We start from the raw sequence: 14,373 nt of genomic DNA, 5'->3' as shown, positions 1-14,373 counted from the left end.
TAACTCCTAAAAGTCAGACAGAAGAACCGTCCCTACTGTCTGCTCTCTGTCTGTTTTCAAGAATCATCTCCGCTAACAACAAATCCTCCGGAGTTGTTATTTTTAGATTTCCCTGCATCCCCTCGGCCATCTGGACAGGATACCCCATCCATTCTAACAAAGATGCGTCGTCTGTGCCACAGTATCCTGAAGAAGCAGCTCTGTTATGTGCTTCTTCCAATTTTTCACGGTCAAATATTTGAGGAGTTTGGACAGCACGTAAAGAATCACGAGGCAACGTCGCCAGGATATTTCCTATACTATCAATTTCCTTAATTGTATCCTTGACGGGAATGCCCATGACTGCCGCAGGGTATTCCTTTGTTTCTTCAATAAATCTATGAAACACCTCTAATGTTAAAAGGGGTCTCGCCCCATCATGCACCACTATTCGTTGAATAGCGGAACTTAGAGCTCGAACCCCTGCACGAACGGAATCCTGGCGTGACGCTCCTCCGATGCAGATTGCCACGACTTTTTTAAATCTCTGCTGTGTAACTATTTCCTCTATAACAGCGATGTCTCCTTCTGCGCCTACAATCACGATTTCTGAAACAAAGTCGGATTCTTCAAAAATCCGAACCGTATGAGCCAGAATTGGCTGCCCTAACAAAGACAGGAATTGTTTATTATATCCGGCCCCCATCCGTTTACCTTGACCGGCTGCCGGAATAACAATCCCGAGATTAGCCAATCGCATTCACCTCATCCGTCGGACGAAGGCCCATCGGCTTTTTTTCCAGGGAAGTTTTTGGCTTGGCAAAAATCATTCTCCCAGCTGCCGTTTGCAGAACGCTTGTCACTAAAACAACGACATTTTGCCCCATATACTTGCGGCCCATATCCACAACAATCATGGTTCCGTCATCAAGATAGGCCACACCCTGTCCCGGCTCTTTCCCTTCTTTCATAACTTGAACCAGCATTTCTTCTCCGGGCAATACAATTGGCTTAAGAGCATTGGCCAATTCATTAATATTTAAAACTTTAACCCCTTGCAATTCAGCCACCTTATTGAGGTTATAATCATTTGTCAATAAGGGCGAGCCTAAAACCTGCCCTAACCGCACCAATTTACTATCGACTTCATTGATATCCTCAAAATCCTGTTCATGAATTTGCACTTTAATGACCGTTTCTTTGGAAATTTGATTAAGAATATCAAGACCTCTGCGTCCTCGATTACGCTTAAGCAAATCCGAAGAGTCTGCAATGTGCCGAAGTTCTTCCAGAACAAAACTGGGAATGAGCAAAACTCCTTCTATAAATCCCGTTTTAACAATATCAGCAATCCTGCCGTCAATAATCACACTAGTATCAAGAATTTTATAACTTGCCGCTTCCCGAGCCCGGCCGGTTTTATTTTCCTTGAGTTTTTCCGGTTTATCCGGCTTATCTATTTTATCTCCCCGATCCCGAAATCTAGGAAAAAAGTTAAGAAAGCCCAATACATCTTCTTTCCGTTTCATTCCAATCGTTAGACCTAAATAACCTAAAAAAAGACTCAGTAAGACTGCTAAAAGCGGGCCGAAGAATTTAATGCTAATAAAGGAATTACTAAATAAACTTGCAATAATAAGTCCAATGATTCCTCCAATGGCTCCACCCATAATATCATTAGTGGGCACCCTAGTTAAGCGCGAATCCATCCAACGCATTAAAGCAATAAAAGAGCGAATACTAACAGGTGCAACTAAGAATCCAATAATGCCAAATAAAACACTCATAATGGCGTATGTCCAGACTAGGGATCCATTCCAACCAAGGGTTTTCATAAAATCGAGGCTAATAAGTACATAGTTAAGATAAAATCCTACCGCCCCTAATAATAGAGTGATGATCACGCGTATTAAATTGCGAATCATCGTTTCACCTCCTTTTAACCTATTTTGACTAAAAGTCTTCCCAATTATACTGTGATTTTCATTATTTTTCAACCAAAGGTAATTTAATCCTTTTCAGCAAAATTTTTTAAAGGGATGTCCTTAATTAACAAAGCTCAAAATGTTGGGCTAAGGCGGGTTTAAGGCGATGCTCGATTCAAAACGTCCTGTTTGAGTCATGGCATTGTTAATGGTTAGTTCGTGCTTAAGCTCAGTCTTCGAAAATGTACATAAATAAAAAATTTGCTGCGATATACTCGTCGCCATGACATCAATAAGACGTAGAAAGGATTAGTAAACTATCTAAGCCAGAATAAGAGCTGATGAAAGCCGCTGTCTTACTGCTTCTTCTTCCGATCCTTCAGTCAACACAAGTTCACTAATCAGAATCTGACAAGCATTTTCGTACATTTTCTTTTCACCTGTAGAGAGACCTTTTTCATTTTCTCTCTGGGCAAGACTTCTAACAACATTAGCGACTTCAAAAATGTTTCCACTCTTGATTTTCTCTAAGTTCGCACGATAGCGGCGATTCCAAGCCAACGTGGTTGCCGTATCCTTAGTTTTCAGCACCTCTATAACATCTTTAACCATAGTCGGAGAAATGACTTGCCTTAAGCCAAGGTTCTCTACATTGTTCAAAGGAATAAACAATTTCATATTCCCAACCGGTAAATGCATGACATAATATTGGCTCTTTTCTCCAAGAACTTCCCGTTCTTCGATGGATTCAATAATTCCTGCACCGTGCATCGGATAGACAACTTTGTCACCAACCTTAAACATTCGGCCACCCCCTTATCTATTATTATAACAAGGAACATTGCCGGGGTCAAAATTTTAAAATTTTAAAATTATATCATACAAGTCTTTAACCTGTCAATTTCCCTTTTTGAACCACACGTCTGTTGAAAATTGACAACTACCTAACCTCCTCGTTATAATAGAGATGGCAGAAAGGAGTGAGGATAGCACACATGGAGCAACTCACTGACCAATTCCAAGACACGGTGAAATCTCTCTTAATCAGACACCAAAGCATTTTGGATATTATATCCAAAGGGCAGGAAACATCAGCGCGTGTTAACCGAGCCGTTGTCAAATCTGTAACCAGTTGTGGTTGCCACGCCGTGAATGCACGCAAGAAAGTCATACCCCCAGATGCAAGCCTCGCCGATTTAAAGGATCTCTTGGACAGCCAACTTGAAGGATTGATTTGTGACAATTGCCAAGACATCATTGCTGCTGAATTGGGTAAACAACTGTTTTACATAGCTGCTTTAGCCAATGCCCTCGACATCTCACTCAGCGACGTCATGAACCAAGAACTCAAAAAATTACAGACTCTGACAATTTTCAATTTGACCTAACTATTTTAGCCCTTAAAGTTTTAAAGTTTATTAGCTCCTGCTTTGCAGGAGCTTTAATTTTTTAATGGATAATTTGAGGCCCCATAACTTAAATTTCATGCATAGAGCTATTCCCGTCCCTTTAGCATTCCACTGATCTGCTATAGGCTGTGGTAATGGCTGGTCGTTCATTTTTAAAGCTAAAATGCACTCAGCCAGCAAGGCTCTATCCAGCGGAAGGCTTCGTTCGAAGCTCACAGGTGTATTCATATCCGGGCGTATGCCCGAATCAGCTCCCGGACTGAAGCCTTGGGCCTTGCCTGATCCAAGATTTTTTGAATGGTATTGACAGCACTTCATAACCATTTTCTGTTAAAAAGTTTTCTTTTATACATTTATAAATAAATTATAAAAGGCACCCGTAAAAATGAGCACCTTTTATACACGACTAATGAATTTTTAATTAAAACCTTATAAAGGCTTAAACATTTTTTTGCCTGCACCGCATAACGGGCATCGCCAATCTTCCGGCAACTCTTCAAAAGGAACATCCCTAGGTATTTTACTTTTTTTACAGCCTTTTTCAGGATTATAGATATAACCGCAGGTCGACACTTGGCACTGCCACATTTTGCTTTCCTCATTCATCTTCCAGCACCTCCTGTCCCAATTTTATCACTAAGAAGCTCCTGCTGCTATAGTATTAATATCTCATCTGTCCTTCCGATTCTTTCTAAATGTCCATTAACTAAAACAACCGCTCGCTGAGAATAGTTTCGTGTTAAATCCATATCATGTGTTACCAGTACGATGGTACCTCCTTGGTCTCGATAATTTAATATCCATCTCATTACCTTCGTCAAATGGTCATAATCCATCATTTTCGTAGGTTCATCAAGAATAAGGATTTTGGGCTTGGTGATTAATACTGACACTAAGGCAACTAACTGCCGCAGAGAGCGGCTCAGATCGTGAGGATGTTTTTCCCCTAGTTGATGCAAGTCAAATTCTTTTGCCAACTCCCTGGATTCTGCAAGAGCTTCTCGTTTTGGCACACCTCGAGCCACTAGACTCCAAGCAATTTCTTCAAAAACGGTAGCATTGAAGATCTGGTCATCTGGATTTTGAAATAAAACACCAACTTGTTCAGCCAATTCCCAAGTCGGGACCTTCTCAATATCAAGACCATTAACAAAAACCTTACCTGCTTGGGGACGCAATAATCCAATGAAATGTTTAACTAAAGTAGATTTTCCTGAACCGTTTGGCCCAATAACAGCTAACACTTCTTGTTGGTTAACCTGCAGTGTTAAATCAGCGATCCCCTTCTGATTGTCGTAACAATAGGTAAGGTTTTCAACTTCAAGGACCGGCCCTCTATTAACACTTAATACTTTCTTCTGATCATCGTTATCCAGGAAGAATTTCAAACCTTCTGAAATCCCTTGATTGTACTGAAATGGCAGTGGTCTCTCTTTTAGTGATTCCTCAAACATCTGACCGTTACGCAAGCAGAACAGTCTATCCACCCAGGGTACAGCAACACTGGGATTATGCATACAGACTATGATTAATTTTCCTTTTTCTGCAAGTATCTTTAACATACGGAATAAATTCAAGGCAGACGTGGGATCTAGCTGTTCAACAGGTTCATCTAGGAGCAGAATTGGAGCATCGCATATCAACGCCGCCCCAATAGCTACCTTTTGTCTTTCTCCTCCAGAAAGGGATCTTAGTTTACGTCCAAGTAAATCGCTTAATCCCAACTCAGCGGCAATCTCTCGAATTCGTAAATCTAAGTCTGCCCCGCTGATTCCTGCATTCTGCAAGATGAAAGCGAACTCTTCATATACTTCTTCGAAAAGATAAACATCAGAATCCTGCAATAAGACTCCTATGTTTGGAATATCATTATGAATGCCTCTATTCACATCCCATAAAATTTCGCCTTCCAGCTTACCGGGAGTTAGCATGGGAATAATTCCAGATAAACAAGCTAGTAATGTAGATTTGCCGCTTCCATTACTCCCCGTTATTAAAAGGATTTGCCCTAGATCTGCGCTAAAATTGACACTTCTCAGTGTGGGATTAACCCCTTGACTATAAGTAAACGTGAGATTTTTTACTTCAATATCTCCCAACTTTTAACTCCTTCAATCTCCATACTGAATCCATAAACAAATCAAGAAAATACCAAGACCACTTACCACGACTAATTTGTCAAAGCTATTCCAGTTAACTCGTTTATGTATCCGTTTCGAATTATATCCCCTCACGTGGAGTAGTTGTGCCATCGTTTGAGCTCTAATCATCGATTTAATAATAATTGGTATCATCACAGCCAAGTATGTCTGAATTCGCTGCCAAGGGTATTTTCCTATCCTCATTCCGCGGGCTTTTTGAACGTTTAATGTGACCTCCATTTGTTCACGAATGACCGGCAAAATAGACAGAACAAGCCCAAGAATCGTGCCTAAATCAGGATGTATCCAACATAAAGAGGAAATTATTTTACTCAACGGGTTACTAAGCATAAAGATCTGAGTCAAGGTTACAATGCCCAACAATCGCAATGAAGTAGTTAACCCATAGTTAAACCCTTCCAATCCAAAGACATATATATAGTGCAGATTATGAGGGTTTACTAACGAGTGCAGAACAATGATAACGACACTTAAATATACAATAGGGGTTAACCGTTTCAATAAACTGCCGAACAGGCCAAGGAAGGCTGCCAAAACCAGCAAGAGAAGGGTTAGAATAAGTAAAGCAAGCCATGAATGTAACAATATGAACGATAGAACTCCAGACATAACTAATATGGCTTGCGCTCCTATGTGAATTTTTTGTTCACCCTGCCACATTAGGTCCCTTACTGATTCCCTTCATGTTTTGTGGTAATCTGCGAATAATTGCCATAATTAAATAGGCACTTAAAAGCTTATCGGCAAGATTGGCCGGAATTCTTGCAAGAAAGGCACTGGCAAAAATTTCATTACCAGACTTCAGTAATATTGAATAAAGAATATCCACTCCCCCTCCTGTTACCCCTCCAAATAGGTATACTGCAATGGGCGTACCGATGATTGGAGCTACAAAGGCTAAAATAATCCCTGCTAACAGCGGTGTAATATAATCGGTAAACCCTCGTTTCTTAGCTAAAAATCCTACCACTAAACCGATAACCGCATTCACTAAAGCAAATGGAATGGAGATAGGATCTGTCGCCAGTCCTTGAAAAACATTACTTAGTAGTCCTGTAAGCGCTCCTAACCACGGACCCAATGTAACCGCTGCCAGCATCGTACCAATACTGTCTAAGAAAATAGGCAGCTTTAAAGTCGTCGCTACCAGTCCGCCAATGATATTAATCACGATTCCAGTTGCTACCATTGTTAAAGCCAGTTTTTTATTCATCCATTTTTCCTCCCAACAATTCATTCCTACTCAAATAATTCATTAACTGTCCTAAGCTATCAGCAGGCTCTGATTCTAATATCCCAATTTGATCCAAATAAATAGATCTACGGCTCAAGCTTGATTGCAGCACTTCCATGAATACTCCCTGTTTATTAATAATGTCAACTTCTTTTATTTTAGTGAACAAACTGTGGCTCTCAGAAAGTTCACCCCCCCAAAGGCCATCACAAGTTAATGTTACGCCGCAAGAAGGACTTCCTTCTACTCCTATAATTGGTCCTAAAGGAATGTGATGCCGCTGATACTCCTCTGCTTGGTTAACGATAACCTCAGCAATTTTTTCACAATGCCGTCGAAAAAAGACCGAATCATACTGGTATTTTGTTTGCCCCCAGCGGGCCAATCCTCCATGAAGGAGTTCTGGACACGGCAATTGAATAATTCCGCACTTGTACTTTATTAAGATATTAAGAATCTTTTCACTTAAATCTGCAATATCTGGTGACCCTTTAATCTTTGCTTGTGAGTTCAGAAAACAATGAGCCAAGAGAACAATCCTATCTGGCAAAGATTCACCCCCCTTCCTATATATGTCTATTATTATAACATTAATTTATGTATGCGCATAATTATTCCATTATGAGTAACAAATGCCAAAAGCCAGAACGTCACCTAAAAACGACGTTCTGGCCTTTTGATTACTAAATTATATGCTCTTATATAAGGTCGTTTATGAAGCATCAATAGAAGATTTTATTTAACAGCTTCCCCCGCAGCCGCCACAGCATCCGCTATCACAGCCGCCGTTATTGCTCTTGGCAGTCCTGATTTCAAAGCCTTCACCTTGACTTGACTTGATATAGTCAATAACGGCTCCCTCCAAATAAACCTCTAAACTCTTGTCTGTTATTACGGAAACACCAAATGCTTCATCTAGGACATCATTTTCTCCTTTTGATTCATCCAAAGTCATACCAAAATTCGGACCGCTGCAGCCCATTCCAGCAAGATAGAGTCGCAGCAGAGCGTCCTCCTTATTTTGAGCTACAAGGACCTCTTTGATCTTTAAGGCAGCTTGTTCTGTTATAGTTACCATTATTAGCACTCCTTTAAATTAAGCTATTCTTGCGATTTTCATGCCTTGGAGTAAAAAATCCATGTTTTTAACGTTTATTTCCAGCCCTTCCGGTGGATGAATAATTTACTCCTTTAGTCACATAACCATAATAATATGACTATGCATAATTTTTATATTATATTACTCATTATAGACTTTTTTTCAATGTAAGGCTAGTCATTATCCCGAATTATTTAATTTTATGTCAATTTAAACTATGTAACTTCTGTAACCTAAAAGCATAATTTTTTCTCTTGTTCTTCCAGGTAGGAGCATAATGCTAAAAAATCTTCATATTTGCTGATTCTCGCTAGATTTCTTAAGTCTAAGATTATCCCCGTACCAGAGTGTTTGATAAACTCCATATCCGGCAAAGATGTCTCTTCGAATAAACCGCTTTGCCAGTTGTAAATGCACGGAACATATTGACCCCAATTTCGTTCAAAATATTTGACTTTTGCATAGCAAAGTTTATATATATAAAAAACCATTCCCAAAGGAGTTGCTTTTCTGGCAAATTTCTGACTGAAATATTCCTGTACCGGCTGATGCTCATACTGTCGTTCCCAATAAAGACGGGAATTGCTTTTAAGTCTATATTTATCTAAGATTTCACACTTTTCCTCGGAAAGTTCCTGTCTTAAATAATGATCCCTAATTTCCTGTGAAGCGTTCTTCAATAGTTGGTAATTCAAGTTGATCCCCCCAAAGATTAACTCCTCCGTCACTAGGACAGGTATCATAATTTATTAATTATAAATATTTATTATTTATTGATTATATATCAGTGATTATCCCTTTTACAATAACCTCCCCCTGAGAAAAATTCTGGGAATTTAATCCATTGGCGAAACCTTAATAAAAAGGCTCCGCTATCCCGCGCTGGCTTTGTAGACCTTACCGCCTCTCCATGCCATAGGTATAAAAAAAAGCCAAACCTATCAATCATAGGATCTGGCTTCAGACTTACTTTATCAATCCATTCTCTCAAAGTGCTGTAGTTCAAAATCATTGACGACCTGTTCAGTCTCTGTTTTTGCTGCAGCTTTCATATTCAAATTTAAAATCACTTCATATAAAGTATTCAGCTCTACAATTTCTACATTTTTAAATTTCGAAGCATCACGGATAGAATTCTTAGCAATATAGACCCGCTTGAATCCCATTCTGTCAATTTCTCGAATGCGCGCCTCAATCGAAGGCACTTTTTTAAGTTCTCCTGTCAAACCGACATCGGCAACAAAGACAGTGTCACTAGGAATAGCTCGATCTATTACGGATGAAACAATACACATGATGATTGCCAGGCTGGCTGATTGTTCTTTGATCTGAAGCCCGCCGGTGGTTTTGATGACAACATTCTTATCATAGAGATTAACTTTTCCTCGTTGCTCTAAAATTGAAATTAAAGTATTTAGCTGATCTCTTCTTAAACACTCTGCAATGCGGGATGGATAGGGCGTGAATGATTTGGATACGAGACTTTCTATTTCTACAATAATAGGGCGGGTCCCCTCTTTGATGACGGTCAGAGCACTTCCCGAAACCGTCTGGCCGGCACCTCTTTGCGTCATAAAAAATTCTGAGGGATTGTCAATAGATATCATACCTTGCTCTGTCATTGAAAAAAAGCCTATCTCGCCTGTACTGCCGAAGCGGTTCTTAGAACACCATGCACCTCTTAATTCCTCTCCATTTTCACCATTAAGAATCAGCACCGCATCAACCAAATGCTCCAAAGCGCGAAGTCCTGCGATCTCATCATCTTTTGTCATTTGCCCAACCATTATTACCGCTCTGGGACGACTGCTGTTTTTAGCTATTTTAAGGAGTTCATTGGCACACTCCATGGTTTGGATAGGAGAGCCGGGACGAGAATTATATTCTTCAAGAACAAAGGTTTGAATACTGTCGATAATTATTAAATCGGGATCAAGCTCTTCGATGGATGTTAAGACATGGTTCATACTGGTATCGGAATACACCCAGATGTTACTTTTGCTGCCCTGCAAAATCCTGTCAAACCTATTTTTAATCTGACTGTCACTTTCTTCGGCAGAAGCATATAAAACTTTAAATCCTTTATTGGCAACATCATCTGCAACTTGTAAAAGCAAGGTGGATTTTCCTGCCCCAGGACGAGCGGTAAGAATGATGATGGAGTCCTTGACAATACCTCCCCCCAGCACTCGATTGAATTCATGAATGCTTGTCACAATGCGATCGCTATTTCCGGGTAATACTTCGGAAAGCTTTTTGGGAGCGGTCTTTCTCTTGTTTGCAGAAACTGCTGCCTTCCCTGGGTTCTCGAACTCAATCAAGGTGTTCCACTCTTCACATTTAGGACACTTCCCTAACCACTTTGGGCTTTCAGACCCGCAGTTAGAACATCGATAGATCACCTTAGTCTTCATCTAACTCCTCATTTCCACCAACCACTGTTGAATACCCAGGATAATTAAGTAGTAGGAGCATAAGCCATTGCCCCTACTACCCTTACAATCCTGTTAATCCCTCTGCTTGAATCACACCTTGGAGAACTTCATCGTTCCATCTTCTGCCTCGACGCGAATTCGATCCCCTGGCTTAAATTGTCCCTCAAGTATCTTTTCGGAAAGAGCATCCTCAATTAGGCGCTGAATCGCCCGGCGCAGAGGACGCGCTCCAAAAATAGGATCATTTCCTTCCTTAGCAATCAGTTCAACAGCGCTCTTTTCAATCTCCAGCTCCAGACCATTCTCACTTAAGCGCTTATTGACTTGATGAACTAATATTCCGGCAATCTTCACCAAGTGTTCCTCTTGAAGAGCATGGAAAACTACGATCTCATCAATTCGGTTTAGAAACTCTGGGCGGAAGGAACGTTTCAACTCTTCCATCACATGTCCGCGCATGTTTTTATAATCGGTTTTTTCATCCTTTTTAGGTGCAAAGCCCATAGCCTCTTTTTTAAGGAAGGAGGAGCCAACATTAGATGTCATAATGATTACCGTATTCCGGAAATCGACAGTCCTGCCCTTGGTGTCCGTCAGACGTCCATCCTCCAGAACTTGAAGTAAAATATTGAAGGCTTCAGGATGGGCCTTTTCAATTTCATCCAGCAAAACCACACTGTAAGGTTTTCTCCTTACCGCTTCCGTAAGCTGACCGCCTTCGTCATGGCCTACATACCCAGGAGGTGCTCCCACCAGCCGGGAAACGGCATGTTTCTCCATATATTCGGACATGTCTATGCGAATCAGGGCCTTTTCGTCTCCAAACATTCCTTCTGCCAAAGCCCGGCCCAGCTCGGTTTTTCCAACTCCTGTGGGACCCAGGAAAATGAAGGAACCAATGGGGCGCTTGGGGTCCTTTAATCCTGCCCTGGCCCGGCGCACAGCCCGAGCAACGGCGGCAACGGCATCATCTTGACCGACAAGGCGCTGATGAAGAAGATCCTCCAAGTGCAAGAGACGCTCACTCTCTTCTTCTGCCAGTTTTTTAACCGGTATCCCTGTCCAGCTCGCTACAATTTGCGCGATATCATCCGCGGTAACCATAGCATTCTCTTTATTCCTTTGATTTTGCCAAGCTCCTCGCTGCTCAGCCAGCTCGGCCCTAATCTTTTGTTCTTTATCCCGAAATTCAGCCGCCTTTTCAAATTCTTGGCTGGATACGGCTGCCTCTTTCTCTTTCTTTAGTCGATCGGCTTCTTCCTCAAGCTGTTTCAAATCCGGAGGGGCAGTGAAACTTGCTAAACGTACTCGGGAAGCTGCTTCATCCATCAAGTCAATCGCTTTATCCGGCAAGAAACGGTCGGAAATATAACGATCCGATAAACGGGCCGCGGCTTCAATGGCCTCATCTGTGATTTTAATCCGATGATGAGCTTCATACCGGTCCCGTAAACCTCTGAGGATCACAATTGCTTCCTCAACGGTTGGCTCACCCACTGAAATCGGCTGGAAACGACGTTCTAAGGCAGAATCCTTCTCAATATATTTCCTGTATTCTTCCAAGGTTGTCGCTCCAATGCACTGGAGTTCCCCTCTGGCCAAAGCCGGTTTAAGAATATTAGCGGCATCAATGGCCCCTTCCGCCGCTCCTGCCCCAATTAAAGTATGCAATTCGTCAATGAAGAGGATGATATTTCCGTCTGCTCGAATCTCCTCCATCACTTTCTTTAACCGTTCTTCAAATTCACCGCGGTATTTGCTTCCTGCTACCATGGCAGAAAGATCCAGGGTAATCACCCGTTTGTTGCTGAGAATTTCCGGCACTCTGTTGCCGACAATACCTTGTGCCAACCCTTCAGCAATGGCTGTTTTCCCAACGCCCGGCTCTCCTATCAGAGCCGGATTATTTTTGGTGCGGCGGCTTAGTACCTGAATAACCCTCTCGATTTCCTTTTCTCTTCCGATAACAGGATCTAAGCGGCCTTCCCTGGCTTGTAAGGTTAGATCTCTGCCGAACTCATTGAGAGCCGGTGTGTTAACGGAACCGGAATTTTTTGATGCAGTCACAGAATTGGGGACAGGTATAGCAGCCTCTTCTAATTCTCCGCCCAATAATTTAACAATTTGCTTCCATACCCTTTCAGGGCTCACGTTGAGGTTAGCTAAAATCCGGGCCGCAATACCTTCCCCTTCCATAATTAGCCCTAGCAGCAAATGTTCCGTGCCAATATAATTGACCTCTTGCCGGTAAGCCTCCTCATTGGCCAATTCCAATACTTTTTTAACTCGAGGAGTAAAGCCAACCTCTGCATTATGGGGCTGGCCCACGCCGGTCAATTGTTCCACCTGAGTACGGATTTTAGCAAGATCCACATTCATGCCTAATAGTGCCTGAGCTGCAATCCCTTCACCCTCTTGAATAAGACCCAGTAAAATATGCTCAGTTCCTACGACTTGGTGACCCATTCGTTTAGCTTCCTCCTGGGCTATTGATAACACCTTCTCTGCGCGTTCGGTATAACGTCCTTTCATGGTTTTCATCCTTTCCTGTTCATACTAGCTCTAAGCTTGAACTCTTGAATAATTAAGCGGTTTTTTCCCTTATAAAGCGGGCCCGTTCCTCATCCCGCTGACTGGGGTTAAGTTCACGATCCAGAATATATTGCAGACATCCCGGACGCGTGTCAACGATTAACGTGGCAAAGCCATCCTTGGCTTTGGGCAGCAAGCCCATATCCGTCCCTAAGCGATCATGGGACAAGAGATGCATCGCGTCTTCTGATGAGAGCAGCCGGGCATTTTGCAAGGTTCCCCGTGCCCTCCAGACTTTATCCTCCAAAAGCATAGGGGTTTGTCGGCGAAGAAGTTCCCGAGCCTGAAGTTCATGCTCAACAATTTGCCTTGTAACAGCTTCTAAATGAGTTAAAATATCTTCTTCGCTTTTACCGAGAGTAATCTGGTTTGAGACTTGGTATATGTGTCCAAAAGCCTGAGAACCTTCCCCATATAATCCTCGTACTGCTAAACCCAAACGCGCTGCTGCTCCTAAAACCTGCTGAACCTGTTTCATAATCACCAAGCCCGGCACGTGAATCATGACGGAAGCGCGCAGCCCTGTTCCCACATTCGTAGGGCAAGCTGTGAGATATCCTTGAGTTTCTCGATAAGCAAAATCAAGTTTTTCTTCTAATTGGTCATCCAGCTCTGTGGCCAAGCGGTGTGTCTCCAAGAGCTGATTCCCGGGCAAAAGTACTTGAATTCGCAAATGATCTTCTTCATTAACCATCACTGCATAACGATGGTCTGGCGCCAGGGCAACACCCCTGGCTCCGCTTGAGGCTCCCAAATTCGGGCTGATCAGATGCTTTTCGATAAGAACTTGTTGCTCAATACTGCTTAATTCTGTCAAAGAAATATACTGCAGGTAGTTACCGCTTCCTACATCCGTCAATACTTGGGAAACAGTTTCCTCAACCTGTGCGGCACCTTCCCCACTTAATCCATGAGGGAAAGGAAAATCTTCAAGGTTACGCGCCAATCTGACTCGACTGCTGATAACCACAGGAGAATCCGTTTCACTCATCCAGGCACTATGCTGTAAAAGAAGCTCCTTACGAATCACTTTTTTCCCCTCCCGTCGATTACTCAAGCTGGCGTATTTGATCCCTTACGATAGCAGCCTCTTCAAAAGCTTCTTGCTGTATCAGCCCTTGAAGTTTTTCTTTTAGCTTTCTCTGCTCTACACGATTTCTGAGGGCAGCCCCTCGTCTTGCCGGGATCTTACCCACATTTTGACCTCCGCCATGAACACGCCGCAGCAACGGTTCAAGCTGTGTTTCAAAGGTTTCATAACAGGTACTGCATCCCAATTTCCCCGCTTGGGTAATACGGGAAAAACTAATTCCACATTTTGGACAGGTTGTTTCAACCGGTTGATCTTTCGCCGGAGAATTAAAGCCAAAGAGTGCTTGCAGAAACTCTGGAACAATAGCAGGGTTAAAAACAAAACTCACTTCTTGTGTTTTCTTGGCACAGTTCTCACAAAGGTAGACCTCCCGAGTCTGTCCGTTCTCGGTTATGAATAATTTCATAATCGCTTCTTGTTGTTGACAATGTTGACAAAGCATTGG

The 14,373-nt window shown here is 42.2% G+C and carries 16 protein-coding genes; 1 reads left to right on the top strand and 15 read right to left on the bottom strand.

The genetic code is table 11. The annotated features are described in order from the left end of the window. Positions 1 to 13: 13 nt before the first annotated feature. From ispD to DESOR_RS01070, 3 genes are all read right to left on the bottom strand, one after another. A complete protein-coding gene (gene ispD / locus DESOR_RS01080) occupies positions 14 to 733 on the bottom strand; it encodes a 2-C-methyl-D-erythritol 4-phosphate cytidylyltransferase (protein WP_014182768.1) in 720 nt (239 codons plus the stop codon). Further along, positions 726 to 1,904, bottom strand: a complete 1,179-nt coding sequence (locus DESOR_RS01075; RefSeq protein WP_014182767.1) for a PIN/TRAM domain-containing protein — start codon at positions 1,902 to 1,904, stop codon at positions 726 to 728. The genes ispD and DESOR_RS01075 overlap by 8 nt, the downstream gene beginning before the upstream one ends. Positions 1,905 to 2,225: 321 nt before the next feature. Beyond that, positions 2,226 to 2,708, bottom strand: a complete 483-nt coding sequence (locus tag DESOR_RS01070; RefSeq protein ID WP_014182766.1) for a CarD family transcriptional regulator — start codon at positions 2,706 to 2,708, stop codon at positions 2,226 to 2,228. Between the two features lie 191 nt (positions 2,709 to 2,899). On the opposite strand from DESOR_RS01070, the gene DESOR_RS01065 reads away from it, so the two are divergent. Then, a complete protein-coding gene (locus tag DESOR_RS01065; protein WP_014182765.1) occupies positions 2,900 to 3,292 on the top strand; it encodes a nucleoside triphosphate pyrophosphohydrolase family protein in 393 nt (130 codons plus the stop codon). 30 nt (positions 3,293 to 3,322) lie between these two features. Here the strand turns inward: DESOR_RS01065 and DESOR_RS01060 are convergent, their stop codons facing one another. The 12 genes from DESOR_RS01060 to DESOR_RS01005 all read right to left on the bottom strand — a co-directional run bounded on the left by DESOR_RS01060 (position 3,323) and on the right by DESOR_RS01005 (position 14,370). Then, entirely contained in the window at positions 3,323 to 3,541 is a 219-nt protein-coding gene (locus DESOR_RS01060; protein ID WP_242832429.1) for a molybdopterin-dependent oxidoreductase, read from the bottom strand. Between the two features lie 201 nt (positions 3,542 to 3,742). Continuing rightward, positions 3,743 to 3,919 (bottom strand): rubredoxin, encoded by a 177-nt coding sequence (locus DESOR_RS01055; protein ID WP_014182764.1) that lies wholly within the window; start codon positions 3,917 to 3,919, stop codon positions 3,743 to 3,745. A 47-nt stretch (positions 3,920 to 3,966) separates the two neighbouring features. Further along, positions 3,967 to 5,412, bottom strand: coding sequence for an ABC transporter ATP-binding protein (locus DESOR_RS01050; RefSeq protein ID WP_014182763.1), 1,446 nt, complete (start codon positions 5,410 to 5,412; stop codon positions 3,967 to 3,969). A 12-nt stretch (positions 5,413 to 5,424) separates the two neighbouring features. After that, entirely contained in the window at positions 5,425 to 6,135 is a 711-nt protein-coding gene (locus tag DESOR_RS01045; RefSeq protein WP_014182762.1) for an energy-coupling factor transporter transmembrane component T family protein, read from the bottom strand. Then, positions 6,122 to 6,688: a CD3073 family putative ECF transporter S component gene (locus DESOR_RS01040; protein WP_014182761.1), complete on the bottom strand. Its 567-nt coding sequence runs from the start codon at positions 6,686 to 6,688 to the stop codon at positions 6,122 to 6,124. The genes DESOR_RS01045 and DESOR_RS01040 overlap by 14 nt, the downstream gene beginning before the upstream one ends. Beyond that, positions 6,681 to 7,259 (bottom strand): CD3072 family TudS-related putative desulfidase, encoded by a 579-nt coding sequence (locus tag DESOR_RS01035; RefSeq protein WP_014182760.1) that lies wholly within the window; start codon positions 7,257 to 7,259, stop codon positions 6,681 to 6,683. The genes DESOR_RS01040 and DESOR_RS01035 overlap by 8 nt, the downstream gene beginning before the upstream one ends. Positions 7,260 to 7,448: 189 nt before the next feature. Next, entirely contained in the window at positions 7,449 to 7,787 is a 339-nt protein-coding gene (locus DESOR_RS01030; RefSeq protein ID WP_014182759.1) for a HesB/IscA family protein, read from the bottom strand. 254 nt (positions 7,788 to 8,041) lie between these two features. Beyond that, on the bottom strand, positions 8,042 to 8,503 hold the full coding sequence (locus DESOR_RS01025; RefSeq protein WP_042330662.1) for a hypothetical protein: 462 nt from the start codon (positions 8,501 to 8,503) through the stop codon (positions 8,042 to 8,044). Positions 8,504 to 8,782: 279 nt separating this feature from the next. Beyond that, the gene (gene radA / locus DESOR_RS01020; RefSeq protein ID WP_014182757.1) at positions 8,783 to 10,222 is read right to left on the bottom strand and encodes a DNA repair protein RadA; all 1,440 of its coding nucleotides are present in this window, start codon (positions 10,220 to 10,222) and stop codon (positions 8,783 to 8,785) included. 111 nt (positions 10,223 to 10,333) lie between these two features. Beyond that, the gene (locus DESOR_RS01015) at positions 10,334 to 12,775 is read right to left on the bottom strand and encodes an ATP-dependent Clp protease ATP-binding subunit (protein ID WP_014182756.1); all 2,442 of its coding nucleotides are present in this window, start codon (positions 12,773 to 12,775) and stop codon (positions 10,334 to 10,336) included. A 52-nt stretch (positions 12,776 to 12,827) separates the two neighbouring features. Continuing rightward, entirely contained in the window at positions 12,828 to 13,865 is a 1,038-nt protein-coding gene (locus DESOR_RS01010) for a protein arginine kinase (protein ID WP_014182755.1), read from the bottom strand. A gap of 19 nt (positions 13,866 to 13,884) precedes the next feature. Continuing rightward, positions 13,885 to 14,370 (bottom strand): UvrB/UvrC motif-containing protein, encoded by a 486-nt coding sequence (locus DESOR_RS01005; protein WP_014182754.1) that lies wholly within the window; start codon positions 14,368 to 14,370, stop codon positions 13,885 to 13,887. Between the last annotated feature and the right edge of the window lie 3 nt (positions 14,371 to 14,373).

The organism is Desulfosporosinus orientis DSM 765 (genome assembly GCF_000235605.1).
Lineage (GTDB): Bacteria > Bacillota > Desulfitobacteriia > Desulfitobacteriales > Desulfitobacteriaceae > Desulfosporosinus > Desulfosporosinus orientis.
Note: the sequence above shows the minus strand (reverse complement) of the source record. Positions and strands in the feature narration are given on the sequence as shown.